Below are 26,131 nucleotides of genomic sequence, written 5' to 3'. Positions count from 1 at the left end.
GCACAATGAGCACTCGCATCGAACGACACCACTACGACGTCGTCGTCATCGGGGCCGGCGGGGCCGGCCTGCGGGCGGCCATCGAGGCCCGGCTGGCCGGCAAGCGCACGGCGATCATCTCGAAGTCGCTGTTCGGCAAGGCCCACACGGTCATGGCCGAGGGCGGCGCGGCGGCCGCGATGGGCAACGTGAACAGCCGCGACAACTGGATGGTGCACTTCCGCGACACCATGCGCGGCGGCAAGTTCCTCAACAACTTCCGGATGGCCGAGCTGCACGCCAAGGAGGCGCCCGAGCGCATCTGGGAGCTGGAGACGTACGGGGCGCTCTTCGACCGTACGAAGGACGGCAAGATCTCCCAGCGCAACTTCGGCGGCCACGAATACCCGCGGCTGGCGCACGTCGGCGACCGCACGGGCCTCGAGCTGATCCGCACCCTGCAGCAGAAGATCGTGTCGTTGCAGCAGGAGGACTTCGCCGAGACCGGCAACTACGACTCGCGCATCCGGGTCTTCGCCGAGACGACCATCACCGAGCTGCTGCTCGACGGCGACCGGGTGGCCGGCGCCTTCGGCTACTACCGCGAGTCCGGCGAGTTCATCCTGCTCGAGGCGCCGGCCGTGGTGCTGGCGACCGGCGGCGTCGGCCGCAGCTACAAGGTCACCTCGAACTCCTGGGAGTACACCGGCGACGGTCACGCGCTGGCCCTGCGCTCGGGCGCGACTCTGATCAACATGGAGTTCCTGCAGTTCCACCCGACCGGCATGGTCTGGCCGCCCAGCGTCAAGGGCATCCTGGTCACCGAGTCGGTCCGGGGCGACGGCGGCGTGCTGCGCAACTCCGACGGCAAGCGCTTCATGTTCGACTACGTCCCCGACGTCTTCCGCAAGCAGTACGCGGAGACCGAGGAGGAGGCCGATCGGTGGTACGAGGATCCCGACAACAACCGCCGGCCACCCGAGCTGCTTCCGCGTGACGAGGTCGCGCGCGCGATCAACTCCGAGGTCAAGGCGGGCCGGGGCACCCCGGCCGGCGGGGTCTACCTCGACGTCTCGACCCGGATGCCGGCCGAGGTGATCACCCGGCGCCTTCCGTCGATGTACCACCAGTTCAAGGAGCTGGCCGACGTCGACATCACCAAGGAGCCGATGGAGGTCGGCCCGACCTGCCACTACGTGATGGGCGGGGTCGAGGTCGACCCCGACTCGGGCGCGGCCCTGGGCACGGTGGCCGGCCTGTTCGCGGCGGGCGAGGTGTCCGGCGGCATGCACGGCTCCAACCGGCTCGGCGGCAACTCGCTGTCCGACCTGCTGGTCTTCGGCAAGCGCGCCGGCGAGCACGCCGCGGCGTACACCGACTCGCTGACCGCGAAACCGCGGGTGCACACCCCCGACGTCGAGGCCGCGGTGACGACCGCACTGGCTCCTTTGCAGAGGCAGAGCGGCGAAAACCCGTACACCCTGCAACAAGATCTTCAAGCGGCGATGGGCGACCTGGTCGGCATCATCCGGCGGGCGGGCGAGCTGACCGACGCGCTCAAGCGGCTCCAGGAGCTGAAGCAGCGGGTGGCCAATGTGGGCGCGACCGGCGGCCGGCGCTACAACCCGGGCTGGCATCTCGCGCTCGACCTGCGCAACATGCTGGTCGTCTCGGAGTGCACGGCCAAGGCGGCGCTCGAGCGGGAGGAGTCGCGCGGCGGGCACACCCGCGAGGACTTCCCGCAGATGAACCCGCAGTGGCGGCAGGTCAACCTGGTCTGCTCCCTCGACAAGACCGGCGACGTGCACCTGGAGCGCAAGGCGCTGCCGACGATGCGGGACGAGCTGATCGAGCTCTTCGACCGCAGCGAGCTCGCGAAATACATGACCGAGGACGAGCTGAGCCGGGCTTCCGCCGAGGCTCACATCCCCGGGGCCCGGACGGACGCACAGAGCAAGACGGAGGCGAAGTAATGGGCACCAAGCGCCACTTCCGCGTCTGGCGCGGCGACGAGTCCGGCGGCGAGATCCAGGACTTCGACGTCGAGGTCAACGAGGGTGAGGTCGTGCTCGACATCATCCACCGGCTGCAGGCCACGCAGACCCCCGACCTCGCCTGCCGGTGGAACTGCAAGGCCGGCAAGTGCGGCTCCTGCTCGATGGAGATCAACGGCAAGCCGAAGCTCGGCTGCATGACCCGGATGTCCACTTTCGAGGAGGACGAGACCGTCACGATCACGCCGCTGCGGACCTTCCCGGTCATCCGCGACCTGGTCACCGACGTGTCCTTCAACTACGAGAAGGCCCGCGAGACGCCGGCCTTCGCGCCCCCGGCCGGGGTGGCGCCGGGCGACTACCGGATGCAGCAGGTCGACGTCGAGCGGAGCCAGGAGTTCCGCAAGTGCATCGAGTGCTACCTCTGCCAGAACACGTGTCACGTCGTGCGTGACCACGAGGAGAACAAGGCGGCGTTCTCCGGCCCGCGCTACTTCATCCGCGCCGCCGAGCTCGACATGCACCCGCTCGACGACCGCACCGACCGCAAGCAATACGCGCAGGCGCACCAGGGCCTCGGCTACTGCAACATCACGAAGTGCTGCACCGAGGTCTGCCCCGAGCACATCAAGATCACCGACAACGCGATCATTCCGATGAAGGAGCGCGTGGTGGACAAACGGTACGACCCCCTGGTCTGGCTCGGCCGCAAGATCTTCCGTCGTGACGAGCTGGAGTCCTCTCCGGCGCCGACCACCGACACGACCCACTACTCCAGCGCCCGCCTGCCCGAGGGCGCGCCGGTGCGGGAGGACGGCAAGATGGACGTCAGTGAGGTGTCGCTGCCCACGCAGGGTGGCCCGTCACCGTTCGGCGACGACCAGTCGTTCCCGATGGCGCCCGGCTCGGTGACCTATCACCGGCCGGCCGACAAGGCGGACTCCGGCTCCGACCCGAACGCGCACTAGCCCTTCGCCAACCACAACTCCAGGCCGTCCAGCAGCCGCTCCAGGCCGAAGGCGAAACCTTCGTCCAGGAGCTGCTGCTGGTCCTGGACGGCGACTCCCGCCTCGCGCCGCCACTTGTCGTAGGCGGGATGCTCGTCGGCCATCTTCTCCACGTACGGCTTCATCTGCTCGGCCACGCCGGCCATGTCGAGGCCACCGCGCTTGATCGCCGCATGAGCGGCCGCCTCGGTGGTCGCGGCGCCGATGGCGTGCGCGTTGATCACCGCGCTGGCGTGTGACAGCGGCATGCCCGCGAAGCCGGCGCCGGAGAGCAGCAGCACGATCCGCTCACCCATGCGCATCGCGTTCGGCCCCAGGGTCGGATGGGTGCCGAGCAGGCCGATCACCCACGGGTGACGCAGCAGGGCCGAGCGCATGCCGTTCGCCCACACGGAGACGCCGATCCGCCAGCTGGTGTCACCCGGCTCCGGCACGTAGATCTCGCCGATCACCTCGTCGACGGCCAGCTCGAGCAGCTCGTCCTTGTTCGCGACGTGCCAGTAGAGCGAGGTCGCGCCCGAGCCCAGCTTGGTGCCGAGGCGGCGCATGCTCAGCCCGCCCGGGCCCTCGGCGTCGAGGATCTCCATGGCCGCGCGGAGGATCTGCTCCCGGCTCAGGGTGGGCTGGCCGTTGCGGGTGCGCGGCGGCCGTAGCCAGTCGGAGTCGGCGAACTTCGAGGTCATGAGCCCATCCTAGAGCCAATCGCACAGTGTTCGAGTCGACTGGTACGGTGTGCGAGTCCATCGCACAGTGTTCGAGAACGGGGCCTGTCCGTGTCAGTTTCCGATGATCGAAATCCCCGTCGCTGGCTGATCCTGGGCGTGCTCTGCCTGAGCCTGCTCGTGGTCGTCGTCGACAACATGGTGCTCAACATCGCCATCCCGTCGCTGATCCGCGACCTGGGCGCGAGCTCGGCCGACATCCAGTGGATCATCGACGCGTACATCCTGGTCTTCGCCGGCCTGCTGCTCACCGCCGGCAGCCTCTCCGACCGGCACGGCCGGCGCCGCGGACTGGTCACCGGCCTGATCGTCTTCGGCAGCGCGTCGGTGCTGGCCACGCTCTGCCAGACGCCGGGGCAGCTGATCGCCGTACGAGGCCTGATGGGCGTGGGTGCCGCGTTCCTCATGCCGGGCACGCTGTCGATCCTCACCACGGTCTTCGACGAGTCCGAGCGCAAGAAGGCCATCGCGATCTGGAGCTCGGTGCTGATGCTGGGCTCGCTCGGCGCGCCCACCCTCGGCGGCCTGCTCCTGGAGCACTTCTGGTGGGGCTCGGTGTTCCTGATGAACGTGCCGATCGCGATCCTCGGCATCGTGGCCGCGCTGGTGATCATCCCGGAGTCGTACGGCCGGGCCTCGCGTCCCGACCTGCTCGGCGCGCTCTTCTCCACGATCGGCATGACGGCCCTGGTCTGGGGCATCATCCGGGCGGCGCAGGACGGCTGGTCGGCCGCGACCACGATCGGCGGGTTCGCCGTCGCGGCGATCGGGCTGGTCGCGTTCGCCATCTGGGAGCGGCGGGTCGCCGAGCCGATGCTGCCGTTGTCGCTCTTCCGCGACCGCAACTTCGGCGGCGCCAGCCTGTCGATCGTCCTGCTGTCGTTCTCGGCCGGCGGCGTGCTGCTGGCCCTGACGCAATACCTTCAATTCGTTTTGGGGTACGGGCCGATGAAGGCCGGCCTGGCGTTCGTGCCGCTGCTGGTGACGGCGGTGGTCTTCAACGGCATCGGCGTCGTGGTGGACAAGAGGTTCGGTACGAGGGTGGCTCTGGCGGCCGGGTTGCTGCTGATGGCGGGCGGGTTCGGCGTGCTGGCCTCCCTGTCACCGGGCGACGGATACGTGCGGCTGGCGATCGCCCTGGTGGTGATCGGCGCGGGCAGCGGCACGGCGGGCCCGGCGGCGTACGGGACGCTGCTCGGCGCGCTGCCGCCGGACCGGGTGGGCGTGGGCTCGGCCGTCAACGACACGGTGCAGCAGGTGGGCACGGCGCTGAGCGTGGCGGTGCTGGGAAGCGTGCTGACGGCGGCCTACCGGGGCGCGATGCCGCCCGACGCGCCCGAGGAGGCCCGCCGCTCGATCGGCGACGCCCTCGGTGTGGCGGCGTCGACCGGCGATGCGGCCCTGGCCCGGCTCGCCCAGAGCTCCTTCGTCGAGGCGATCTCGACCACCGCCCTGGTCGGCGTGGTCGGCGGCATCATCGCGGCGCTGGTCGCAGCCTCCGTTCTGCGCCCTCGCCCCACCCTCTCTTCCTCGCCTTCCGCGGCCTCCGCCTCCCCTTCTTCCGCGCCTTCCCCCTCCCCTTCCGCGGCCTCCGCCTCCCCTTCTTCCGCGCCTTCCCCCTCCCCTTCCTCGCCTTCCGCGCCTGCTTCCTCCTCGCCTTCCCGGGACTCCTGAGCGCATCGGACATTTCGGGCTAGGCTCAGCGGCCTGGCAAGTTATCCACAGGCCGAAAACGATCTTCGAACATCCGTACTAAGCTTGCGCCATGACCAGCACCTATCAGCCGTCGATGTTCGATCTCTCCGGCGAGAGCGGCGGCCCGGCCACCGAGGTCGGGCCGCTCGCGGGGCGCCTGAAACGCCACGAGCTCACCGCCGGGGCGTGGGTCGACGTGCTGCCGGGCTGGCTGCGGGGCTCGGGCGAGGTCTTCGAGACCCTGCTCGGCATCGACTGGCGCGCCGACCGGCGGCAGATGTACGACTCCGTGGTCGACGTGCCGCGCCTGCTCCGGTGGTATGGCAGCGACGAGGAGCTGCCCCACCCGGCACTGACCGAGGCCAAGGCCGAGCTCAACCGGCACTACGCCGGCGAGCTGGGCGAGGAGTTCGTCACCGCCGGCATGTGCCTCTATCGCGACGGCCGCGACAGCGTCGCCTGGCACGGCGACACGCTCGGCCGCTCGGCCCGCCACGACACCATGGTCGCGATCGTCTCGTTCGGCTCTCCGCGCCACCTGTCATTGCGGCCCCGGGCGGGCGGTCACGAGACGTTGCGGTTCCCGCTGGGCCACGGCGATCTGATCGTCATGGGTGGCTCCTGCCAACGCACGTGGGAGCACGCGATTCTCAAGACAGCCAAGGCGGTCGGCCCGCGCATCAGCGTCCAGTTCCGCCCGATAAACGTGGCGTGACGCCCGCCTGACCCACCGCCGGAGTCAACCCGGGGCCGACGGCCTCCGGGGCGTTGCATCATGCCGGTAAAAGCCGAATGAAACAACATGGAAACAGACGGTTGACGTGCTCGGCCAGAAAGTTACACTCCAAGTGTAAATAGTTGACCTTCACTTTCTACAGAGGACGGTCGCTGCCCCCTGGGCGCCGTCTGCACAGGCCACTCTGCCGGTTCGAGCCGAGGTGACCATGTCAACGGATTCGTCAACGTCCCCGACCGCAAGCTCCGATTCCCCCGGGGATCAAGGGCTCGCGCTCCATCACATAACCGTCCGCTTCGGTGGTCTGCTCGCCCTCGACGACGTGTCGCTCCGGGTTCCGCCCGGTCGCATCGTGGGCATCATCGGGCCCAACGGCGCCGGCAAGACCACCCTGTTCAACGTCATCTGCGGGTTCGTGGCGCCCCAGTCGGGCGCCATCACGCTCGACGGGCGGCCGTTCCGGCCCCGGCCACACCACCTCAGCGGCCGCGGCATCGCCCGCACCCTCCAGGGCGTCGGCCAGTTCAACGGCATGACCGTCCTCGACAACGTGCTGGTCGGCGCCCGGTCGCGCAAGCACGAGGAGGAGGCGTGGGCCGCGCTCGAGCGCTGCGGCGTCGCCGAGCACGCGGGCGCCCTGCCCGCCTCGCTGCCCTACGCCAAGCGCAAGCGGGTCGAGCTGGCCCGCGCCCTGGCCGCCAAGCCGCGCATCCTGATGCTCGACGAGCCGGCCGGTGGGCTGGACGCCGACGAGATCCGCTGGCTGGCCACCCTGATCCAGGAGGCCGGCTGCACGGTCCTGCTGGTCGAGCACCACATGGACCTGGTCATGTCGGTCTGCGACGAGATCCTGGTCCTCGACTTCGGCAAGCCGATCGCCCTCGGCACCCCGGGTGAGATCCGCAACGACGAAAAGGTCGCCGAGGCCTACCTGGGAGCGGCCGCATGAGCGCGCTGACGAGGGTCGCGGGGCTGCCCGGAGGCGGCCGCATGAGCGCGCTGATGAGGGTCGCGGGCTGTCCGGAGGCGAGGGCATGAGCGCGCTGCTGGAGGTCGACGGCCTCACCGTGGGATATGGGGCCGCGCCCGTGCTTCATGACGTCAGTCTCACCGTCCAGGAGGGACAGATTGTCGCCGTGCTCGGTGCCAACGGCGCCGGCAAGACGACGTTGCTGCGGGCGCTGTCGGGGCTGCTGCCGCCGTCCACGGGCCGGGTCGTCTTCGACGGGGCCGACCTGCGCGGGGTCAAGGTCGAGCGGCTGGTGCGGCACGGCATCGCCCACGTTCCCGAGGGCCGTGGCGTGGTCACCGAGCTCACCGTCGACGAAAACCTGCGGCTCGGCGGGCTCTGGCGCAAGCCGCAGCCGCCGCTCGCGCCGATCTACGAGCTGTTCCCCCGGCTGGCCGAGCGGCGCTCCCATCTCGGCCATCAGCTCTCCGGCGGCGAGCGGCAGATGCTGGCGATCGGCCGCGCCCTGGCCGCGCAGCCCCGGCTGCTGCTGCTCGACGAGCCGTCGCTGGGGCTCGCGCCGCGGGTCACCGGCCAGATCATGGCGCTGCTGCGCGACCTGCGCGACCGCACCGGGCTGGCCGTCCTGCTGGTCGAGCAGAACGTCCGCAGCGCGCTCTCCATCGCCGACCAGGGCGTCGTGCTGTCGCTGGGCCGCATAGCCGCCCGCGACGACGCCGCGGCGCTCGCCGACGACGCCGATCTCCGGCACGCCTACCTGGGGTTCTGACATGGACCGTTTCCTGTTCCTCACCTTCGACGGGCTCAGCCGCGGCGCCGTCTACGCGGCGTTCGCGCTGGCCTTGGTGCTGATTTGGCGGGCCACCCGGATCGTCAACTTCGCGCAGGGCGCGATGGCGGTGGCCACGGCGTACGTGGCCTACTCGGTGGCCGACGCGACCGGCTCGTACTGGGTCGGCTTCGCCGCGGCGCTCGTCGCCGGGCTGCTGCTCGGCGCCGCCGTCGAGCGGGTGGTGATGCGCTTCATCGACCACTCGTCGCCGCTCAACGGTGTGGTGGTCGCGCTCGGGCTCGTGCTGATCATCCAGGGCGTCCTGGGCATGATCTACGGCAACGAGTTCCGGCCGGCCGAGGCGCCGTTCAGCCGGGACGCCTTCAACATCGGCGGCGTCGCGCTGCTCTCGCGCTACGACGTCTTCGTCTTCGCCGCCGTGGGCGCCGTGGTCGTCCTGCTCACGCTGCTGTTCACCCGCACGCCGACCGGCCTGCGGATGCGGGCGGCGGCCTTCGCGCCGGACGTGTCGCGCCTGCTCGGCGTGCCGGTCGGGGGCATGCTCACGCTCGGCTGGGCGCTGGCCGCCGCGGTCGGCTCGCTGGCCGGGATGCTGGTCATCCCGACCGAGCTGGGCCTGCACCCGACGGCGATGGACGTGCTGTTCATCTCGGCCTTCACCGCGGCCGTGCTGGGCGGGCTCGACAGCCCGATCGGCGCCGTCGTCGGCGGCCTGATCGTCGGCCTGGTCCTGTCGTACATCAGCGGCTACCTCGGCGCCACGGTCGCCCCGATGGCGGTCCTGGGCCTGCTCGTGGTCGTCCTCCTCGGCCGGCCGGACGGCCTGTTCGCCCGATCGAAAGCGAGGACGGCATGACCGTGCTGAAAGATCGCGTGACATCCCGGATGGTCGCTCCGGTCATGCGGCGCCGGCTCAACCCGTTCCTCATGGTCGCGGTCGGCGCGGTGCTGGTGGTCGTGCTGACGTACACACTGCCGCCGTTCCGGACCTATCAGCTGGCCACGATCGGGGCCTACCTCTGCGTCACGGCCGGCCTGACCGTCCTCACCGGACTGAACGGGCAGCTCTCGCTGGGGCACGGCGCCCTGATGGCGACCGGGGCGTACACGCTGGCGCTCTGGCAGAACAAGTTCAACCTGCTGGCGGTCGGCATCGTGGTGGCGATCCTGGTGACCACGGTCGCCGGGCTGGTCATCGGGCTCGCGGCGGCCCGGCTGCGCGGGCCCTATCTGGCCGGGCTCACGCTCGCCGTGGCCGTGGTCGTTCCCTCCGTCGCCAGCACGTTCGACGAGACGTTCAACAGCGACCAGGGTCTGTCCGTCATCCTCAACCCGCCGCCCGAGTCGATGACGGTCGAGCAGTGGCAGGCCTGGCTGTGCTGGGGCGGCGCCCTGGTCACCACGCTGGTGCTGGCGCTGGTCACGCGGGGCCGGTTCGGGCGGGACATGCGGGCCGTGCGCGACGACGAGACCGCGGCCAAGCTGGCCGGCATCAGCATCGCGCGGACGCAGGTCTGGACCTTCGTGATCTCGGCCGCCTGCGCCGGGCTGGGCGGTGCGCTGTTCGCCGTCCTCGCCCAGAGCGTGTCGCCGGGTGCCTTCCCGCTGACGCTCTCGCTCTTCCTGGTCATGGCCATCGTGATCGGTGGACTGGGCCGGCTCACCGGAGCCGTGATCGGCGCCTTCCTGCTGGTGGCGCTGCCCGCGGTCGCTCACGAGATCGGCGAGGCCTCCGGCTCCCAGCGCCTTGAGGGCAACCTCGCCCTCACCTTCTTCGGCGTCGTTCTCGTCGTCGTCATGCTGGCCGCCCCGGGCGGCCTCGCGTCATTGCGACTTCCGCGCTCCTGGCGGGCTCGCCTCAGCAGGAAACCCGCGCACCGAGCGGGCTCGTAACCCCCGAAATCCCTGAGATCTGCGCGCAGAAAGGCCGATGATGAAACGCACCACCGCGCTCGTCCTCGCCGCCGTGCTGCTGGCCGCGGCCGGTTGCAGTAACGCGGACGACAGCAATGGCAGCAGCAGCGGCGGAAACACGCCGGGAGTGACCGACACCGAGATCGTGGTGGGCACGCACATGCCGCTCACCGGCCCGGCCGCCGCCGGGTATTCCAAGATCGCGCCGGCCACGAAGGCCTACTTCGACTACGTCAACGCGAACGGCGGCATCCACGGCCGCAAGATCACCTACAAGATCATGGACGACGGGTACAACCCGGCTAACACCCAGCAGGTCGTTCGCCAGCTGGTGTTGCAGGACAAGGTCTTCGCGATCCTGAACGGCCTCGGCACACCGACACACACCGGCGTGCTCGACTTCCTCAAGACCAACCGGGTGCCCGACCTCTTCGTGGCCAGCGGCAGCCGCAGCTGGAACCAGCCCGACAAATATCCGGGCACCTTCGGCTTCAACCCCGACTACACCGTCGAGGGCAAGATCCTGGCCACGTACGTCAAGGAGAACCACGCCGGCAAGAAGGTGTGCTTCCTCGGCCAGGACGACGACTTCGGCCGGGACAGCCTGGCCGGCATCGAGAAGGTGGTCGGCCCGGTCGCGGCCAAGCAGTCCTACGTGACGACCAACCCGAACGTCGGCCCGCAGGTCGGCGCGCTCAAGGCGGCCGGCTGCCAGGTGGTCATGCTGGCCACCGTGCCCGGCTTCACCGCGCTCACCATCGGCACCGGCGCCAAGCTCGGCTTCAAGCCGCAGTACGTGGTGAGCAACGTCGGCTCCGACCCGACCACGCTGGCCAAGACGCTCGGCGCGGCCGCGCCGCTGCTCGAGGGTGTCGTGGCGGCGAACTACCTGCCGCTGGCCAACGACGACGCCAACCCGTGGATCCAGCTCTACACCAAGGTCAACAAGGAGTACAACGCCGGCGCCGAGATGGACAACAACGTCGTGTACGGCATGTCCGTGGCGTACCTGTTCGTCCAGTCGCTGCAAGCGGCCGGCAAGGACCTGACCCGCGAGGGCATCATCGCCGCCGTGCAGAAGGGCGGCTTCACCGGCCCGGGCCTGGTGCCGGTGCGCTACTCGGACAAGGACCACTCCGGCTACGCCGGCCAGCAGCTCACGAAGATCGCCGGCGGCAAGGCGCAGTTCTTCGGTAAGCCGTACCGCACCGACGACGGCGACGGAGCGGTGGAGGTCTATGACTCGCCCGCGGTGACCCCGCCGCAGAACGGCATCCCCGCTGCCTAAGGTTGGCGGCGACGGCAACTGCTAATTAGTGTCTGCACGAGTAGTGCAAATAGAGAAACTGAGGAGCGGCGATGGCGGACCAAGTGGCGATCGTGACCGGAGCCAGCAGGGGAATCGGGTTCGCCATCGCGCAACGCTTCGTGGCCGACGGATACAAGGTGTGCATCACGGGCCGGGATGCGGAAGCGCTCGACACAGCCACCAAGGATCTGGGCGGGCCCGAGGTCGCGATCGGGGTGGCCGGCAAGGGTGACGACCCCGACCACCGGGCCGCGGTGATCGACACCGTGCTCGGGCAGTTCGGGCCGGTCACCACGCTGGTCAACAACATCGGGATCAACCCGGTGTACGGACCGCTGGGCACGATCGACCTGAACGCCGCGCGGAAGATCTTCGAGGTGAACGTCATCGGCACGCTCGGCTGGGTGCAGGAGGCCCTGCGGGGCGGCCTGTCCGAGGGTGGCGCCGTCGTCAACATCTCGTCGGTCTCCGGCGTCCGCCCGTCGCCGGGCATCGCGTTCTACGGGGTCACCAAGGCCGCGTTGATCCACCTGACCGAGGAGCTGGCCGTCGAGCTCGCGCCCAAGGTTCGGGTCAACGCGGTCGCCCCGGCCGTGGTCAAGACCAGATTCGCGAGCGCGCTCTACGACGGCCGTGAGGAGAAGGTCGCGGCCGCCTATCCCCTGGCCCGGCTCGGCGTGCCGGAGGACGTGGCCGGCGCGGTCGCCTTCCTGTGCTCGCCCGACTCGGCCTGGATCACCGGGCAGACGGTCGTCATCGACGGTGGCGTGACGCTGACCGGGAGCGTCCAGTGAAGCGTGTCGTGGTCACCGGGGCCGGTGGCGGCATCGGCGCCGCCCTGGCCCGCCGGTTCGCGGCCGACGGGGCCGAGGTGATCGTCAACGACCTCGACCCGGACGCGGCGCAGGCGGTCGCCAGCGAGATCGGCGGCCTGGCCGTGGCCGGCGACGCCGCGAACGAGGACGACACCCGCAACCTGATCGAGACGGCGTGGGCCGAGCTGGGCGGCATCGACCTGTTCTGCGCCAACGCCGGCGTGCTGACGGCCGGCGACCAGAGCACGCCCGACGAGGTGTGGCTGCGCGACTTCAACGTCAACGTGATGTCGCACGTCTACGTCACCCGGGCCCTGCTGCCGCGCTGGCTCGATCAGGGCGAGCAACAGGGCCGCCCCAACAACCGTTTGGTCATCACGGTCAGCGCGGCCGGCCTGCTGTCGTTGCTGGGCAGCGCGCCGTACGCGGTGACCAAGCACGCCGCCCTGGCGTACGCCGAGTGGCTGCGCGCCACGTACGCCCACCGCGGGGTGACCGTGCAGGCACTGTGCCCGCAGGGCGTGCGCACCGACATGCTGACCCGCGGCAACGAGCGCGGCAGCGCGAGCGCCGCGCTGCTCGCCGAGAGCGCCATGGAGCCCGGCGAGGTCGCCACGATCGTCGCCGAGGCCCTGAAAGGCGACAGCTTCCTGATCCTTCCCCATCCCGAGGTGGCCGAGTTCTATCGTCTACGGGCCAGCGACACCGATCGCTGGCTGGGCGGTATGAACAAGATGCAGAGGGCCTTCGAAGGGAGCAGCCGGTGAAAGGACTCGACCTCGAACGACTGCGGGCGCATCTCGGATCGGAGAAGGAGCTCACCGGGCAGATGTTCGCCGGCGGGCGCTCCAACCTGACGTACGCGGTGACCGACGGCGAGAACCGCTGGGTGCTGCGCCGCCCGCCGCTCGGGCACGTGCTGCCGACCGCGCACGACATGGCGCGGGAGCATCGCGTGCTGGAGGCGCTGTCCAAGGCCGGCTTCCCGGCGCCGCGGCCGGTGCTGTTCTGCTCCGACACCGAGGTCATCGGGGCGCCGTTCTATCTGATGGAGCACGTCGACGGGCGGATCTACCGCGACATCGCCGACCTGCAGGGTCTCGGCGCCGAGGCGATGCGCGGCCTGATCCTGTCGCTCGTGGACACTCTCGCCGATCTGCACGGCCTCGATCCGTACGCCATCGGGCTCGGTGATTTCGGTAAGCCGGAAGGCTTCAACGCGCGCCAGGTGAACCGCTGGAAGAAGCAGCTCGACGCGTCGCGCAGCCGTGACGTGGCCGGCATCGACGAGCTGCACGCCCGGCTCGCGGTGGACATCCCGGCCGGCGGCCCGGGCGCCGTGGTGCACGGCGACTTCCGGCTCGACAACGTGCTGATCGGCGACGATCTGGGCGTCAACGCCGTGCTCGACTGGGAGATGTCGACGCTCGGCGACCCGCTCAGCGACGTCGCGCTGATGATCACCTACGCCGGGCTGCCGCTGAACACCGGCGGCGACGGCCGGCCGACCGCGCCGCTGAGCGTGCCCGGTCATCCGACGATCGCCGAGCTCGGCGCCCGCTACGCGGAGCGCAGCGGGCGGGACGTGAGCGATCTCCACTGGTACGTGGGATTCGCCGCTTTCAAGCTCGCGGTGATCCTCGAGGGTGTGCACTACCGCTACGTACAGGGCCAAACCGTGGGTGAGGGCTTCGAGACGATCGGCAACCTCGTCGGCCCGCTGGTCATGCGGGGCCACGAGGCGCTGGAGGGACACTGATGGACTTCGGCTTCGACGCTCAGACCGAGGACTACCGCAAGAGGCTGCTCGCCTTCATGGACGAGCACGTCTACCCCGCCGAGGCGGGCTATCACAGCGGCGACGGCTGGGGGCCGCCGCCGATTCTGGAGACTCTGAAGGCGGCGGCGAAAAGCGCCGGCCTGTGGAACCTCTTCCTCCCCGGCGAGCACGGCGCCGGGCTGACCAACCTGCAGTACGCTCCGCTGGCCGAGATCACCGGCCGCAGCCCGGCGATCGCGCCGGCCGCGCTGAACTGCGCGGCGCCGGACACCGGCAACATGGAGGTGCTGGCCGAGTTCGGCACCGACGAGCAGAAGAGGCAGTGGCTGACGCCGCTGCTCGACGGCACGATCCGGTCGGCCTTCGCGATGACGGAGCCGCAGGTCGCCTCGTCGGACGCCACGAACATCGGCACCCGCATCGAGCGTGACGGCGACGAGTACGTCATCAACGGGCGCAAGTTCTACATCACCGGCGCCATGAACCCGAACTGCCGGATCTTCATCGTGATGGGCAAGACCGACCCGGACGCGGCCCGGCACGTGCAGCAGAGTCAGGTGCTGGTCCCGCGGGACACGCCCGGCCTGACGGTCGAGCGGGGCATGACGGTCTTCGGCTACACCGACGGCGATCACGGCGGGCACGCCGAGCTGATCTTCGACAACGTCCGGGTGCCGGTGAGCAACCTGATCGGCGAGGAGGGCGGCGGCTTCGCGATCTCACAGGCGCGCCTCGGTCCCGGCCGCATCCACCACTGCATGCGCCTGATCGGCATGGCCGAGCGGGCGCTCGAGCTGATGTGCACGCGGGCGCTGAGCCGCACCCCGTTCGGCAAGCCGCTGGCCGAGCAGGGCGTGGTGCAGGACTGGATCGCGGAGTCGCGGGTGCGCATCGAGCAGGCCCGCCTGCTGGTGCTGAAGGCCGCCTGGCTGATGGACACCGTCGGCAACAAGGGCGCGCACACCGAGATCCAGGCCATCAAGATCATCGTGCCGTCGACCGTCGAGTGGATCGTCGACAAGGCCATCCAGGCCCACGGCGCCGCCGGCACGAGCCAGGACACGCCGCTCGCGGCCCTGTGGGTGGCCGCGCGTACGCTGCGCCTGGCCGACGGCCCCGACGAGGTCCACAAGCGCTCCCTGGCCCGGCGGGAGTTGAACCGCTACCGGAGCACCACGTGACCGACATACGAAACGATCTCGCCGAGCGGAGTGGCGTGTGAGCCCCGCATCTCAGCGCGTCGACGGGCGGACGGCCCGTTCGGAGCGGACCCGCAATGCGATCGTCGACGCCCATCTTCAGCTCATCCGCGAGGGCGATCTGCGGCCGACCGCCGACCGCATCGCCAAGCAGGCCGGGGTGTCGCTGCGCGCCCTGTGGAGCCACTTCGCCGACATGGAGGCGCTCTTCACCGCGAGCGGCCGCCGCGTCCTGGAGATCCGGGACGCGGCGCACAAACCCGTCTCACCCGAGCTGCCGCTGGCCGAGCGCATCGACGCGTACTGCCGGCAGCGCACCCGCCTGCTCGAGCAGATCGGGCCGACGGCGAAGGCGGCCGCGCTGAAGGAGCCGTTCTCGGAGACGTTGCAGCGCTACCGCAGGCTGCACGTGGAGCGCGTCCGCGCCGAGCTGGGCACGCTGTTCGCGGTCGAGGTCGACGGCAACGACGAGCTGCTGAACGCCCTCACGGCGATCAGCATGTGGCCGACCTGGTCCACCTGGCGCGAGACGATGAACCTGTCCGTCCCGGCGGCAAGAGCCGCCCTGTCCCGCACGATAACGTCCCTGCTCCAGGTAGCCCCGTCAGCGTGAGCGCCGCCCCGTCAGCGTGAGCGCCGCCCCGTCAGCGTGAGCGCCGCCCGGTGATGAGGCGTGCTGTCAGCGTGGGGCTCGGCCGGCGAAGAAGGTGGCTGACTCGTCGGCGTCGCCGGTGGGGCGGGGGCGGGCGTTGCGCAGGCGGATGGCGCTGAAACCCAGGCTGCTGGTGATGACCTCGTCCCAGAAGGGCCAGAGGTTGTCCAGCAGGCGCAGCTGGATGCCGGCGGCGGCGTGGCAGTCGATCAGGTTGCCGACGGGCTCGGCCGGGCCGAGCGGGCGCACCGGTTCCGTGGCCACCGCGGCGTGCTCCTGGCCGGCCTCGCCGAGCGGGCGGAACGGGGCGGCCGGGAGCCGGTACGCGTACAGCGTGGTGGTGCGCATGGCCTCCCACCATGCGTACTCGATCGCGTGCACCCGGTCGCCGCATCCGGCGCCGACGATCCGGTCGCGGTCCTCATCGGACGTTCCGTCGCGCACCCAAGCCATGGCCCGCGGGCATTGGCGCGGAAACCAGTAGTCGGGCGCGCGGTCGTGGCCGACCGCCCAGACGTAGGCCTCGGTCTCCCTCGCCGTCGCCGCCACATGCGGCACGAACAACTCGATCGTCGGGTCCTCGGAGAAATGCAGCACCTGGCCGGCCTCGGGTCGCATCCCCTCGTCCTACCGCATGGATGCGCCCGAGACCGCCGATTATCAGATGATGACGACCGAGCGGGCCCCCTCACCCCGGGACATGCGGTCGAAGGCCTCGGCGACCTCGGGCAGGGTGATGCGGTCGGTGATCAGGTGGTCCAGGCTGAGCTTGCCGGACAGGACGTCGGCGGCCAGGGACGGGATCTCGATGTCCTGGTCGGCCTGGCCGTACACCGACGAGCGCAGCGTCCGGTTGGACGAGAAGATGTCCAGGGCCGACAAGGTCACCTGGTCGTCGTTCGAACCCATGCCGACCACCGTCACCTTGCCGCCGCGGCGGGTGGCGCGCCAGGCCGCCCGGATCGTGGCGGCGCGGCCCACACACTCGAAGGCGTGGTCGGCGCCCCGGCCCGACGTACGGCCCCGGATCTCTTTGGAAAGGGTGTCGGAGGAGACCACGAAATCGGTCGCCCCGGCCGACTCGGCCAGGCCCTTCTTGGCTTCCGAGACGTCCACCGCGATGACGTCGGACGCGCCGGCGGCCCGGGCCGCCGCCACCACCGACAGGCCCACGCCGCCCAGGCCGATCACCACGACCGACTCGCCGGCCGCCACCTGGGCCGTGTTGCGGACCGCGCCGAAACCGGTCAGGACGCCGCAGCCCAGCAGCGCCGCCCGTTCGAAGTCGAGCTCGGAGGGCACCCGGACCACCGCGTTCTCCGGGGCCACCACCTGCTCGGCGAAGGCACCCAGGCCCAGCCCCACATGCACCGGCACCCCGTCGAGGGTGATGCCGTTCTCCAGCGACGCCACACCCGACGACGTGGAGCACAGCCACGGCTCGCCGCCCTCGCAGAACCAGCAGTTGCGGCACGCCGGCTGCCAGTTCAGCACCACGTGGTCGCCCACCGCGGCCCGCGTCACCCGCTCGCCGACCTCGACCACCTCGCCCGACGCCTCGTGACCCAGGACCAGCGGGTACGACGGGCGGATGGTCCCGTTCACCATGGACAGATCGCTGTGGCAGACGCCGGCCGCCCGCACCTTGATGCGGACCTGGCCCGGACCGACCTCGGGCAGGTGCAGCTCGGCCACCGCAGGCCGGGCGCCCGGCTCGCGCAGGACCAGTCCGTTGAACCACGCGGTCATCGCTGGATCGCCTTCACCTGCTGGAACTCGGCGAGACCGTACTCGCCAAGCTCACGGCCGACACCGGACTGCTTGTAACCACCGAACGGCGCGAACGGGTTGAACGCTCCCCCGTTGACGTCGACCGCGCCCGTGCGCAGCCGGCGCGCCACGGCGAGGGCGCGATCGTCGGAACCCCAGACGCCACCGGCCAGGCCGTAGCGGGAATTGTTGGCGATCGACACCGCCTCGTCGTCCGACCCGAACGGGATGATCGACAGCACCGGGCCGAAGATCTCCTCCTGGGCCAGCTCGCTGTCGGGATCGACGTCGGCGAAGACCGTCGGCGCGACGAAATGTCCCTTACCAGGGAGGGGCGCGTCGAGTCCGCCTGCCACCAACCGCGCGGAGGCCCGGGAGATGAAGCCCTGGACACGGTCTCGCTGGGCGGCCGAGACCAGCGGCCCGAGGCGGGTGCCTTCGTCGAACGGGTCGCCCACGGTGTAGCCGGCGGCCGTCTTGGCGGCCAGCTCGACCGCCTCGTCGTAGTGGTCGCGGTGCACCAGCATGCGGGTCCAGGCCGTGCAGGTCTGCCCCGAGTTCAGGAAGGCGTTCCCGACACCGACCTTGACGGCGCGCGTGACATCGGCATCTTCCAAGATGACATTCGCCGACTTGCCGCCCAGCTCCAGCGCCACCTTGGCCACCCGGTCGGCCGCCGCGTGGGTGATCGCCTTGCCGGTCGCGGTCGAACCGGTGAACGACACCATGTCCACATCGGGGTGTCCGGCGATGGCCGCGCCGACCACCGGGCCCGTGCCGGTGACCAGGTTGAGCACGCCGGCCGGCACGCCTGCCTCCTCGGCCGCGTCGAACAGCAGGAACGCCACCAGGGGCGTCAGCTCGCTCGGCTTGAGCACCACGGTGCACCCGGCCGCCAGGGCCGCCGCCACCTTGGCCACGACCTGGTGGAGCGGGTAGTTCCACGGCGTGATGGCGCCGACCACACCCACCGGCTCGTGCACGACGAGCGAGTTGCCGATGGTCTCCTCCGGCGTCTCGCGGGCGGCCAGGTCGGCGTACCCCCGAAGGACCGCGAGTGGCAGTCCCGCCTGGACCCGCTGGGCGACCTTGACCGGCGTGCCCAGCTCGAGCCCGACGGTCTTCGCGATGTCGCCGGCGCGGGCGGTCAGCGAGGTGTGCAGCCGGTCGAGCACCTGGGCCCGCTCGGCCTTCGGCGTCGCCGCCCAGCCGTCGAAAGCGGCCTTGGCGGCGGCGACCGCACGATCGACGTCCTCCGCCGTGCCGGACGGAACGTGGGCCAGGACCTCCTCGGTCGCCGGATTTTCCACCGCGATCGTCTCGGTGGAGGCGGGCGTGGCCCACTCCCCACCGAGGTAGAGGTGCGGGCGATCGAGCGATGCCATCAGCGGGTCCCCATCTCTTGTCTAGCCCTAAGGCCATTGATCAGCAGGTCCAGGCCGAGTTCGAAAGCTCCCTCGTCCACGGCCTCATGATGCTCCGCCAGAAGCGGGGCGTGGTGCAGGTGTGGATAACGTTCGTAAAGCTGTGGATCCACGTCGAAGCCCAGCGCGAACGAGCCGAGCGCCGAGCCGGTGACCAGGTAGCGCATGAGCGCGCCGATGTGGGTGGCGCGCGCGTAGCTCCACCCGGCCTCGACCAGCGCCCCGTACACGGCCTCGGCCATGGCCAGACCGGCCGGACGGCGCCCGGGACCCTGGGCCAGCACCGGAACGATGTTCGGATGTTCGGCGAGCACCGCTCGGTAGGACAAAGCCCATTCGCGCAGCGCGTCAGGCCACTCACGCCCGTCGAAAACTGACAAATCCACTTTTAACACCACTGCGTCGGCCACGGCGTCGATGATCTCGGCCTTGGTGGCGAAGTGGTTGTAAAGGGACGGCCCTTGAACGCCCAGGTCGGTCGCGAGCCGCCGCATCGAAAGCGCGTCGAGCCCCTCGGCGTCGATCAGGGCCGATGCCGCCTCGACGATCCGCTCCCGCGTCAACAGGGCCTGCCGCGGCCGCGCCATAAATGATCTCCCCGGGAAAATCAGCACTGGACGTGTAAAAACTTACACCGCTAGTTTAAGGCACATGGACTTCTCGCTCACCGACGAGGAACGCGCGATTCGCGACACCGCCCGGCAGTTCATCACCCGCGAGGTCATGCCGCTGGAGCAGGAGGCGCTGCTCCGCGAGCGGCGCCACCAGCCCGGGCTGGAGCTCAGCGAGCTCCGAGAGCTGCAGCAAAAGGCCAAGAAGTTCGGCTTCTGGGGCCTTTCGACACCGGAGGAGTACGGGGGGATGAACCTCCCGGCCGTCCTGCAGTCCCTGATCTGGACCGAGGTGGGCCGCACCTACATCCAGTTCAAGTTCGGCGGCGAGGCGGACAACATCCTCTACTACGCCAATGAGGACCAGAAGCGCGAGTTCCTGATCCCGACGATCGAGGGCGAGCGGATCTCCTGCTTCGCCATCACCGAGCCCGGCGCCGGCTCGGACGCGGCGAACATCAAGCTCAGCGCCACCAAGGACGGCGACGACTGGGTGCTGAACGGCGAGAAGACGTTCATCACCAACGGCAACGACGCCGACTTCGTCATCGTCGTCGCGGTCACCGACCGGGAGAAGGGCGTCCGCGGCGGCGGCACGACCGCGTTCCTGGTCGACCGCGAGATGGGCTGGCGTTCCGAGTTCATCCAGACCATGGGCGAGGGCGGGCCGGCGGCGCTGGTCTTCGACAACGTCCGGGTGCCGGCCCGCAACATCCTGGGCGAGATCGGCCAGGGCTTCGAGCTGGGCATGAAATGGATCGGCAAGGGCCGCTACCTGATCCCGTCGAACGCCCTGGGCATCGCCGAGCGCGCGCTCGGCATGGCGATCGAGTACGCCAACACCCGCGAGACGTTCGGCCGGAAGATCGGCGAGAACCAGGCCATCCAGTGGATGATCGCCGACTCCGAGGTCGAGATCGAGGCCGCCCGCTGGCTGATCCTGCGCGCCGCCTGGACGGTCGACCAGGGCTGGGACCCGCGGCACGCCTCGTCGATGGCCAAGCTCTACGGCGCGAAGATGGTCAACGAGGTCGTCGACCGGGTCATGCAGATCCACGGCGGCATGGGGTACACGCGCGAGCTTCCGATCGAACGGTGGTACCGCCAGGTGCGACTTATGCGTATCTATGAAGGCACCGACGAGATGCAGCGTCTGATCATCTCGCGGGACCTGCTCCGCGGTTACACCAAGATCGGAGGTCACCTGGCATGACCCAATTGTCGCTCGCCACCGTCCTGGCCGAGTCGGCTCGCAAGTACCCCGACAAGATCGCCGTGATCGACAGCGTCACCACCGAACGGATCACCTATCGCGAGCTCTGGCAACAGACTTTGGCGTACGCGTCGGCCCTTCAAGCGAAGGGCATCGGTCCCGGCGACGTCGTCGCCATCCAGATCCCCAACCTCGCCGACTTCCCCCGGGTCTACTACGCGACGCTGGCGGTCGGCGCGACGATCGTACCGATGCACCTGCTCCTCACGCCCGAGGAGAACGCCTACGTCCTCACCGACAGCGGCGCGAAGCTGCTGGTGGCGCACTCGAGTCAGCTGGAGAACGCGGTGGCGGCCTCCAAGATCGCCGAGGTTGACGTCGTCTCGGTCGGCCCGGCCGTGCCGGGCATCGAACGGCTCGAGGAAGCCGTCACGACACCGCTGCGGACGTACGTCAGCCGGGAGGCCGAGGACGTCGCGGTCATCTTCTACACGAGCGGCACCACCGGAAAGCCCAAGGGCGCGCTCCTGACCCACCTCAACCTCGTCATGAACACGATCGTGAACGTCTTCGACATCCACGATCTGCACGAGGACGACGTGACGATGGGCTGCCTGCCGCTGTTCCACACCTTCGGGCAGACCGTCGGCATGAACGGCACCTTCCGCATGGGCGGGACCCTGGTGCTGCTCGCCCGCTTCACCGGCGAGGCCGCCATCCAGCTGATGGTCAAGGAGAACGTGACCATCTTCCACGGCGTGCCGACCATGTACATCGGCCTGCTGGAGGCCGCCGGCAAGGCCGAGAAGCTGCCCGAGCTGCGGCTGTGCGTCTCGGGCGGCGCCTCGCTGCCGGTCGCCGTGCTGGAGAAGTTCAACGAGACCTTCCATGCCGAGATCTTCGAGGGGTACGGCCTCTCGGAGACCTCGCCGACGGCGACCACCAACCAGCCCGCGTTCGGCACCAAGCCGGGCACGGTCGGGCACCCCATCTGGGGTGTCGAGGTGGAGATCGCCCGGCCCGAGATCGACGAGCGGATCGAGCTGCTGCCCGACGGCGAGCTCGGCGAGATCGTCATCCGCGGTCACAACGTCTTCGCGGGGTACCTGAACAACCCTTCGGCGACCCAGGAGGCGGTCGTCGACGGCTGGTTCCGTACGGGCGATCTCGGCACCAAGGACGAGAACGGCTTCATCGCGATCGTCGACCGCAAGAAGGACCTGGTGATCCGGGGCGGCTTCAACGTCTACCCGCGCGAGGTGGAGGAGGCGCTGGCCCGGCATCCGGCCGTGCAGCAGGTGGCGGTGATCGGCGTGCCCGACGCGACGCACGGCGAGGAGATCTGCGCGGTGGTCGTTGCCGACCCGGGCAGCATCTCGGCCGACGAGCTGATCGAGTGGTCGCGCGAGAAGCTCGGCAAGCACAAATATCCCCGCAAGATCCGTTTTGCGGAGTCGCTCCCGCTGGGTCCCAGTTTCAAGGTCCTCAAGCGGGAGCTGCGGAAGACGTACGGCTCAGACGCTCAATAGACCCGGCAGTTCCGCGACGATCGGCTTGTCCGCGGGCAGCCAGTGCACGCTGTCCAGCTCGTCAACACCGAGCCAGCGCATGGCAGTGTGCTCCAGCGCCCGCGGCATGTCGCCCCCCAGCAGCCGGGCGTTGAAGACCCGCAGCACGGCCCGGCCGTGTGCGAGGGAGACGTCGGGCCCGACCCGGTCGCCGACCTCGACCCGCACGCCGAGCTCCTCGACGCACTCGCGGGCCAGGGCCTGCTCCTCGGTCTCGCCCGGCTCGACCTTTCCCCCGGGGAACTCCCAGCGGCCCGCGACCTCCGGCGGCGCCGACCGCTCACACGCGAGAACACGACCGTCATTGATGATCACCGCCGCCACGATGACTCTGCGTGACTTAGGTGACTTGACATCCTGTTCCGGCCGCATGAGATCAGAGCTTTCCACAAAAGTTTGCCGTTCCGGGTGCCCGAGCCGTCCCGATCGTCACGCAAACACATATATGTGGGCGTGGACATGCTTGTCCCGGAGAGCAAGACTGTGAGGCACCGACCATGACGACACGGCGACAGTTTGGCCACAAGCCGGCAACGACGCCTAGGGGGATGGGCGATGCGGGCCAGAAGACAGCGAATGAACCGCTCCGACTACCTGACTGATGCTTTGACCGTGCTCAGCGAGTGGACGCGCGACGGCGTCCAGCTCCGGCGCGAGCTGGCGTGCGACGACAGTCAGCATGCCGCATTGACCGAACGGATCAAGGTGGCGGCGGACACACTTCGCATTCAACCCAACATCAGGCGCACCAACGGTCACACTCAGATCTGCCTGGGCGATCGAGACGGCGACGCCCTCACGGACGGTGAGGTAACCCTAGCCGCCCGGATCGAGGACTTCTACCGCACGGTGACCGACACTCAGCCGGCCAACCCATAGCCCGGTCTCGCTACGCTCGCGCCATGAGCGAAGTGATCTACGACAACAAGGGCCAGTACGAGCAGGTGCAGAGCGGCCTGCTCGACGGCGAGACGATCATCGCCGTCTACGACGCGATCGGGGCGGGCACCGGCTTCATCGGGCTGACCAACCGCCGCATCATCATCCAGGACAAGTCCTTCGTCGGTAAGCGCTTCGCGATCACGAGCATCCCGTACTCGAAGGTCAGCAGCGTGAGTGTGGTCAGCAACAAGAGCTGGGCCGGCCAGTTCTTCTCGACCGGCACCATCGCCATCACGGTCGGCACCCACACGTACGAGGTCGAGTTCCGCGGCTCGGACAAGACCCACCACGTCCACAACGTGATCCTGCACTACGCCAGCTAGTGGAACCGGTCGCGACTGAGGCCGACCGGGAGCGCTACCACGATGGCCGCAAGTGGCTGGACTATTCAGTTCACGAGCTTCCGGCCGGCGTTCTCTGGGGTGCCGACGGCGCAACGCCGGTGCAGTGCGCCGAGATGCTGGACGGCTTGGACGAGTTCGCTCTCGTCTGCGCCCGCCTCGGGCTCGATGACCACTCGGAGTTCATCGACGCCTGCCGGTGGCACTTCGACCACTACCCGCACTACCTGAGCCGACGTCGACATTTCTCGGACTACGCGACGTACATCCGTGACCGGCGGGGACCGTTACGGGTCCCACCGCCCCCAAGCCCGAGGTTCACGTGAGTTTTCGCCCAGGAAGGCACAGGCCTCGTTGCGGGCTGAGTCAGGGAGGGCGAAGGACGGCGACGTCGTGAAGTTCCGCTTCAACGTGAACTCAGAGGAGCCTGGTGGGCAGTGGTGTCTCCTCGACCGTTCCGTCGGGGCGGCGGCGCAGCTTGTAGCCGCGTGGGCCCGGGCGGTCGGCCACGACCTCGGACATGGTTGTGCCTCGGTAGACCAGGGCGGCGCCGTCGTCGGTGGCGTAACCGTCGGCCAGGGTGCCGTCGGCGATCAGCTCGTGCATCTTGGGGCGGCGCTGTTCCTCGGCGTCGTAGTGCACGCCGTTGCTGTACGGCAGCCAGCCCAGGCCGTCGGTGAACGCCTGCAGGTCGGGGCCGAAGCTGTCCGTGCTGCCGCCCTGATGCCAGCAGATCGAGCCGGCCGAGACGCCGCCGAGGACCACGCCGGCCTGCCACGCCTCGTGCAGGATCTCGTCGACGCCGTGCACCCGCCACAGCGCGCACAGGTTGGCCACGCTGCCGCCGTGCACCCAGATGATGTCCTGCTCGAGCAGGTGCGACCGGATGTCGGCCACGTTCGGCATCGGGATGAGCTGAAGGTGCGACGCCGCGAACTCGGTGCGGGCGAACGCGGCGTAGTGCGCGCCGATGACCTGTGGGAAGTCGCCGCTGGCCTGGGTCAGGAAGCAGATGCGGGGTTGGGTCACGTTGGCCAGTTCGGCCGCGAACCGATGGATCTTGCCGGGGCGCCAGGCGAAGTCGCCGAAGCGGCCGACCTCGAAGAAGGCGCTCGTGGCGAGGATGGTGGGCTCGTCGGCGGTCATCGCATCATCATCGTGCAGGCGTCGGCGGTGTCGAGCACGAGGTCGGCGGCGATGTCGATGGCCAGCCGCAGGCGCAGCGGGTCGCCGTCGACCGCGGCGAACGCCTTGTCGACCCGCTCCGCGAAATGGGCGGGTGCTCCGGGCAGGGCGGCCGCGGCGGCGACCGCGCCCTTCTCGTTGATCAGCCAGTGGCCGGCCGCGCCGTGCAGGGCGTGGGCACACACCCCGGCCAGGCGGAACAGGCAGCCGGAGACGTACGCGCTGTCGCCGCGCGTGATGCCCTTGCGGGCCAGCATGATCAGGAAGTCGGCCTCCCACAGCCCGGCGACCAGCTCGCGCGACAGCGCCGGCGGATAGACCCGCAGTCGCCGGCGCAGCGCCTCCAGCTCCCCTGAGGGATCGGCCAGGACCTGGGCCAGAGCGACTTCTCCGGCGTACGCGTGATCGGCGAACCCGAGCGGATGACCGGCCTGGGTGTGAAACGCGTACCGGCCCTGCTCGACGCCCTCGCAGACGGCGGTGACCCGGTCTAGGTCGCGGTAGATCAGGTCGACCGCGTCGCCGTCGACCTCGAGCCAGCCGCCGCCGTCCACCCACGGCCCCCAGCCGCCGGGCGCCGTGACCTGCGCGGACGGGCCGGCGATGGCGCGGGCGGCCTCGGTCAGCCGGTCGACGTCGAGCGGCTGCTGGTAGTAGAGGCCGAGGTCGGTGTCGGAGTCGGGCCGGTGGGTGCCGCGGGCGCGGCTGCCGCCCAGCGCCACCGCGGCGATGCCGGGCACGTGGATCAGCTCGGCGGCCATGGCGGCCAGCTGGGCGTCGGTCAGGGCCACCGGCGGGCCTCGATCAGCACGCGGGTCGCGTGGGACACGAACATGCCCTTCACGGTGATCTCCTCGTGGACGGCCCGCAACCGATCACGGTATTTCTCGATGGTGAAGCCGGGCACCGTCCAGATCACCTTACGCAGGAAATACGCGACGGCGCCGATGTCGAAGAACTCGGCGCGGAGGCGCTCGGCCCGTACGTCAAGAAGCTCCAAACCGGCCGCTTCCGCGAGAGGCCCGGGGTTTTTCCTCGCCGGAGGCGGAAGGGGCCCGAGCATGGCCTCCGACAATTCGCGATTGCTGCCGTCGCCGATCTGCTGGGACAGGAAGATGCCGCCGGGACGCAGCACGCGGGCAATCTCGGTCCAGGGCGTGCTCACCGGATGACGGCTCACGACCAGGTCGAACGTCGCGTCGCCGAAGGGCAGATGATCGTCCGCCTTGACCACATGGGCATTCAGATTGCGCGCGGCGACCTCTGGTTGCCATGCTTCCGTGGCGACCAGCCGGCGCTTTCCAGGAGCTTTATTGATGGCGTACGCATAGACCTCGCCCCCGCCGGTTTGCAGATCGACCGCGGCCGTCGCGTGGGTCAGCCGCTCGGCCACGCGATCGGCGTAATGCCACGACGGGCGCTGTTCGGTGGCGCGGCCGTCGAACCAGGAGAAATCCCAGCCCTCGAGGGGAACGGCCGCGGCCTCGGCGAGGAGCTCATCAAAACGCACGC

28 protein-coding genes are annotated in these 26,131 nt (G+C 69.6%); 19 read left to right on the top strand and 9 right to left on the bottom strand.

What is annotated here, in order from left to right:
* The first annotated feature begins 5 nt into the window (after positions 1-5).
* Together CRP55_RS03495 and CRP55_RS03490 are read left to right on the top strand one after the other, a co-directional pair.
* A complete protein-coding gene (locus CRP55_RS03495; RefSeq protein WP_097317955.1) occupies positions 6-1,952 on the top strand; it encodes a fumarate reductase/succinate dehydrogenase flavoprotein subunit in 1,947 nt (648 codons plus the stop codon).
* Positions 1,952-2,941 (top strand): succinate dehydrogenase/fumarate reductase iron-sulfur subunit, encoded by a 990-nt coding sequence (locus CRP55_RS03490; protein WP_097317954.1) that lies wholly within the window; start codon positions 1,952-1,954, stop codon positions 2,939-2,941. The genes CRP55_RS03495 and CRP55_RS03490 overlap by 1 nt, the downstream gene beginning before the upstream one ends.
* Here CRP55_RS03490 and CRP55_RS03485 read toward each other — a convergent pair.
* The gene (locus CRP55_RS03485) at positions 2,938-3,663 is read right to left on the bottom strand and encodes a TetR/AcrR family transcriptional regulator (RefSeq protein ID WP_097317953.1); all 726 of its coding nucleotides are present in this window, start codon (positions 3,661-3,663) and stop codon (positions 2,938-2,940) included. The genes CRP55_RS03490 and CRP55_RS03485 overlap by 4 nt on opposite strands.
* Before the next feature lie 90 nt (positions 3,664-3,753).
* Between CRP55_RS03485 and CRP55_RS03480 the strand changes: the two genes are divergently transcribed.
* The 12 genes from CRP55_RS03480 (at position 3,754) to CRP55_RS03425 (ending at position 15,526) form a co-directional block, all read left to right on the top strand.
* On the top strand, positions 3,754-5,376 hold the full coding sequence (locus CRP55_RS03480) for an MFS transporter (protein ID WP_245922760.1): 1,623 nt from the start codon (positions 3,754-3,756) through the stop codon (positions 5,374-5,376).
* A gap of 91 nt (positions 5,377-5,467) precedes the next feature.
* Positions 5,468-6,112: an alpha-ketoglutarate-dependent dioxygenase AlkB gene (locus CRP55_RS03475; protein WP_097317952.1), complete on the top strand. Its 645-nt coding sequence runs from the start codon at positions 5,468-5,470 to the stop codon at positions 6,110-6,112.
* A gap of 229 nt (positions 6,113-6,341) precedes the next feature.
* The gene (locus CRP55_RS03470; protein ID WP_097317951.1) at positions 6,342-7,082 is read left to right on the top strand and encodes an ABC transporter ATP-binding protein; all 741 of its coding nucleotides are present in this window, start codon (positions 6,342-6,344) and stop codon (positions 7,080-7,082) included.
* 85 nt (positions 7,083-7,167) lie between these two features.
* Positions 7,168-7,872 carry an ABC transporter ATP-binding protein gene (locus CRP55_RS03465; protein WP_097317950.1) on the top strand — a complete coding sequence of 235 codons (705 nt, stop codon included), beginning with the start codon at positions 7,168-7,170 and terminating at the stop codon, positions 7,870-7,872.
* Position 7,873: 1 nt separating this feature from the next.
* Complete coding sequence (locus CRP55_RS03460) at positions 7,874-8,752, top strand: branched-chain amino acid ABC transporter permease (RefSeq protein WP_097317949.1); 879 nt, start codon at positions 7,874-7,876, stop codon at positions 8,750-8,752.
* A 44-nt stretch (positions 8,753-8,796) separates the two neighbouring features.
* On the top strand, positions 8,797-9,789 hold the full coding sequence (locus CRP55_RS03455) for a branched-chain amino acid ABC transporter permease (protein WP_438865760.1): 993 nt from the start codon (positions 8,797-8,799) through the stop codon (positions 9,787-9,789).
* A 40-nt stretch (positions 9,790-9,829) separates the two neighbouring features.
* Positions 9,830-11,098: an ABC transporter substrate-binding protein gene (locus tag CRP55_RS03450; RefSeq protein WP_097318720.1), complete on the top strand. Its 1,269-nt coding sequence runs from the start codon at positions 9,830-9,832 to the stop codon at positions 11,096-11,098.
* A 71-nt stretch (positions 11,099-11,169) separates the two neighbouring features.
* Positions 11,170-11,913: an SDR family oxidoreductase gene (locus CRP55_RS03445; RefSeq protein ID WP_097317947.1), complete on the top strand. Its 744-nt coding sequence runs from the start codon at positions 11,170-11,172 to the stop codon at positions 11,911-11,913.
* Positions 11,910-12,701, top strand: a complete 792-nt coding sequence (locus tag CRP55_RS03440) for an SDR family oxidoreductase (RefSeq protein WP_097317946.1) — start codon at positions 11,910-11,912, stop codon at positions 12,699-12,701. The genes CRP55_RS03445 and CRP55_RS03440 overlap by 4 nt, the downstream gene beginning before the upstream one ends.
* Positions 12,698-13,693 carry a phosphotransferase family protein gene (locus CRP55_RS03435; RefSeq protein WP_179854996.1) on the top strand — a complete coding sequence of 332 codons (996 nt, stop codon included), beginning with the start codon at positions 12,698-12,700 and terminating at the stop codon, positions 13,691-13,693. The genes CRP55_RS03440 and CRP55_RS03435 overlap by 4 nt, the downstream gene beginning before the upstream one ends.
* Complete coding sequence (locus tag CRP55_RS03430; RefSeq protein WP_097317945.1) at positions 13,693-14,895, top strand: acyl-CoA dehydrogenase family protein; 1,203 nt, start codon at positions 13,693-13,695, stop codon at positions 14,893-14,895. The genes CRP55_RS03435 and CRP55_RS03430 overlap by 1 nt, the downstream gene beginning before the upstream one ends.
* A gap of 37 nt (positions 14,896-14,932) precedes the next feature.
* Positions 14,933-15,526, top strand: coding sequence for a TetR/AcrR family transcriptional regulator (locus CRP55_RS03425; RefSeq protein WP_097317944.1), 594 nt, complete (start codon positions 14,933-14,935; stop codon positions 15,524-15,526).
* Positions 15,527-15,592: 66 nt separating this feature from the next.
* On the opposite strand, the gene CRP55_RS03420 is transcribed toward CRP55_RS03425, so the two are convergent.
* The 4 genes from CRP55_RS03420 to CRP55_RS03405 are packed head-to-tail and all read right to left on the bottom strand — an operon-like array spanning position 15,593 to position 19,346.
* On the bottom strand, positions 15,593-16,183 hold the full coding sequence (locus CRP55_RS03420) for a DUF6886 family protein (protein WP_097317943.1): 591 nt from the start codon (positions 16,181-16,183) through the stop codon (positions 15,593-15,595).
* A gap of 42 nt (positions 16,184-16,225) precedes the next feature.
* On the bottom strand, positions 16,226-17,314 hold the full coding sequence (locus tag CRP55_RS03415; protein ID WP_097317942.1) for an alcohol dehydrogenase catalytic domain-containing protein: 1,089 nt from the start codon (positions 17,312-17,314) through the stop codon (positions 16,226-16,228).
* A complete protein-coding gene (locus CRP55_RS03410) occupies positions 17,311-18,720 on the bottom strand; it encodes an aldehyde dehydrogenase family protein (protein WP_097317941.1) in 1,410 nt (469 codons plus the stop codon). Before CRP55_RS03410 ends, CRP55_RS03415 begins: the two co-directional genes overlap by 4 nt.
* Positions 18,720-19,346: a TetR/AcrR family transcriptional regulator C-terminal domain-containing protein gene (locus CRP55_RS03405; protein ID WP_097317940.1), complete on the bottom strand. Its 627-nt coding sequence runs from the start codon at positions 19,344-19,346 to the stop codon at positions 18,720-18,722. The genes CRP55_RS03410 and CRP55_RS03405 overlap by 1 nt, the downstream gene beginning before the upstream one ends.
* Before the next feature lie 64 nt (positions 19,347-19,410).
* Between CRP55_RS03405 and CRP55_RS03400 the strand changes: the two genes are divergently transcribed.
* A complete protein-coding gene (locus tag CRP55_RS03400; protein ID WP_097317939.1) occupies positions 19,411-20,583 on the top strand; it encodes an acyl-CoA dehydrogenase family protein in 1,173 nt (390 codons plus the stop codon).
* Positions 20,580-22,112 (top strand): long-chain-fatty-acid--CoA ligase, encoded by a 1,533-nt coding sequence (locus CRP55_RS03395; RefSeq protein ID WP_097317938.1) that lies wholly within the window; start codon positions 20,580-20,582, stop codon positions 22,110-22,112. Before CRP55_RS03400 ends, CRP55_RS03395 begins: the two co-directional genes overlap by 4 nt.
* Here the strand turns inward: CRP55_RS03395 and CRP55_RS03390 are convergent.
* Entirely contained in the window at positions 22,098-22,523 is a 426-nt protein-coding gene (locus tag CRP55_RS03390; protein WP_097317937.1) for a (deoxy)nucleoside triphosphate pyrophosphohydrolase, read from the bottom strand. The two genes, CRP55_RS03395 and CRP55_RS03390, sit on opposite strands and share 15 nt — an antisense overlap.
* 183 nt (positions 22,524-22,706) lie before the next feature.
* On the opposite strand from CRP55_RS03390, the gene CRP55_RS03385 reads away from it, so the two are divergent.
* The 3 genes from CRP55_RS03385 to CRP55_RS03375 are packed head-to-tail and all read left to right on the top strand — an operon-like array spanning position 22,707 to position 23,760.
* Complete coding sequence (locus CRP55_RS03385) at positions 22,707-23,030, top strand: 4a-hydroxytetrahydrobiopterin dehydratase (protein ID WP_097317936.1); 324 nt, start codon at positions 22,707-22,709, stop codon at positions 23,028-23,030.
* 23 nt (positions 23,031-23,053) lie between these two features.
* On the top strand, positions 23,054-23,416 hold the full coding sequence (locus tag CRP55_RS03380; RefSeq protein ID WP_097317935.1) for a PH domain-containing protein: 363 nt from the start codon (positions 23,054-23,056) through the stop codon (positions 23,414-23,416).
* Entirely contained in the window at positions 23,416-23,760 is a 345-nt protein-coding gene (locus tag CRP55_RS03375) for a hypothetical protein (RefSeq protein WP_097317934.1), read from the top strand. Before CRP55_RS03380 ends, CRP55_RS03375 begins: the two co-directional genes overlap by 1 nt.
* Before the next feature lie 91 nt (positions 23,761-23,851).
* On the opposite strand, the gene CRP55_RS03370 is transcribed toward CRP55_RS03375, so the two are convergent.
* From CRP55_RS03370 to CRP55_RS03360, 3 genes are read right to left on the bottom strand one after another with little or no spacing between them, the layout of a single operon-like run.
* Positions 23,852-24,580, bottom strand: a complete 729-nt coding sequence (locus CRP55_RS03370) for a Type 1 glutamine amidotransferase-like domain-containing protein (RefSeq protein ID WP_097317933.1) — start codon at positions 24,578-24,580, stop codon at positions 23,852-23,854.
* Positions 24,577-25,410, bottom strand: coding sequence for a nucleotidyltransferase domain-containing protein (locus CRP55_RS03365; protein WP_245922759.1), 834 nt, complete (start codon positions 25,408-25,410; stop codon positions 24,577-24,579). The genes CRP55_RS03370 and CRP55_RS03365 overlap by 4 nt, the downstream gene beginning before the upstream one ends.
* The gene (locus CRP55_RS03360) at positions 25,401-26,129 is read right to left on the bottom strand and encodes a methyltransferase domain-containing protein (RefSeq protein ID WP_097317932.1); all 729 of its coding nucleotides are present in this window, start codon (positions 26,127-26,129) and stop codon (positions 25,401-25,403) included. The genes CRP55_RS03365 and CRP55_RS03360 overlap by 10 nt, the downstream gene beginning before the upstream one ends.
* Positions 26,130-26,131 lie beyond the last annotated feature (2 nt).

The sequence above is a fragment of the Paractinoplanes atraurantiacus genome, from assembly GCF_900215205.1.
GTDB lineage: Bacteria > Actinomycetota > Actinomycetes > Mycobacteriales > Micromonosporaceae > Actinoplanes > Actinoplanes atraurantiacus.
This window is presented reverse-complemented; position numbering and strand designations above follow the sequence as displayed.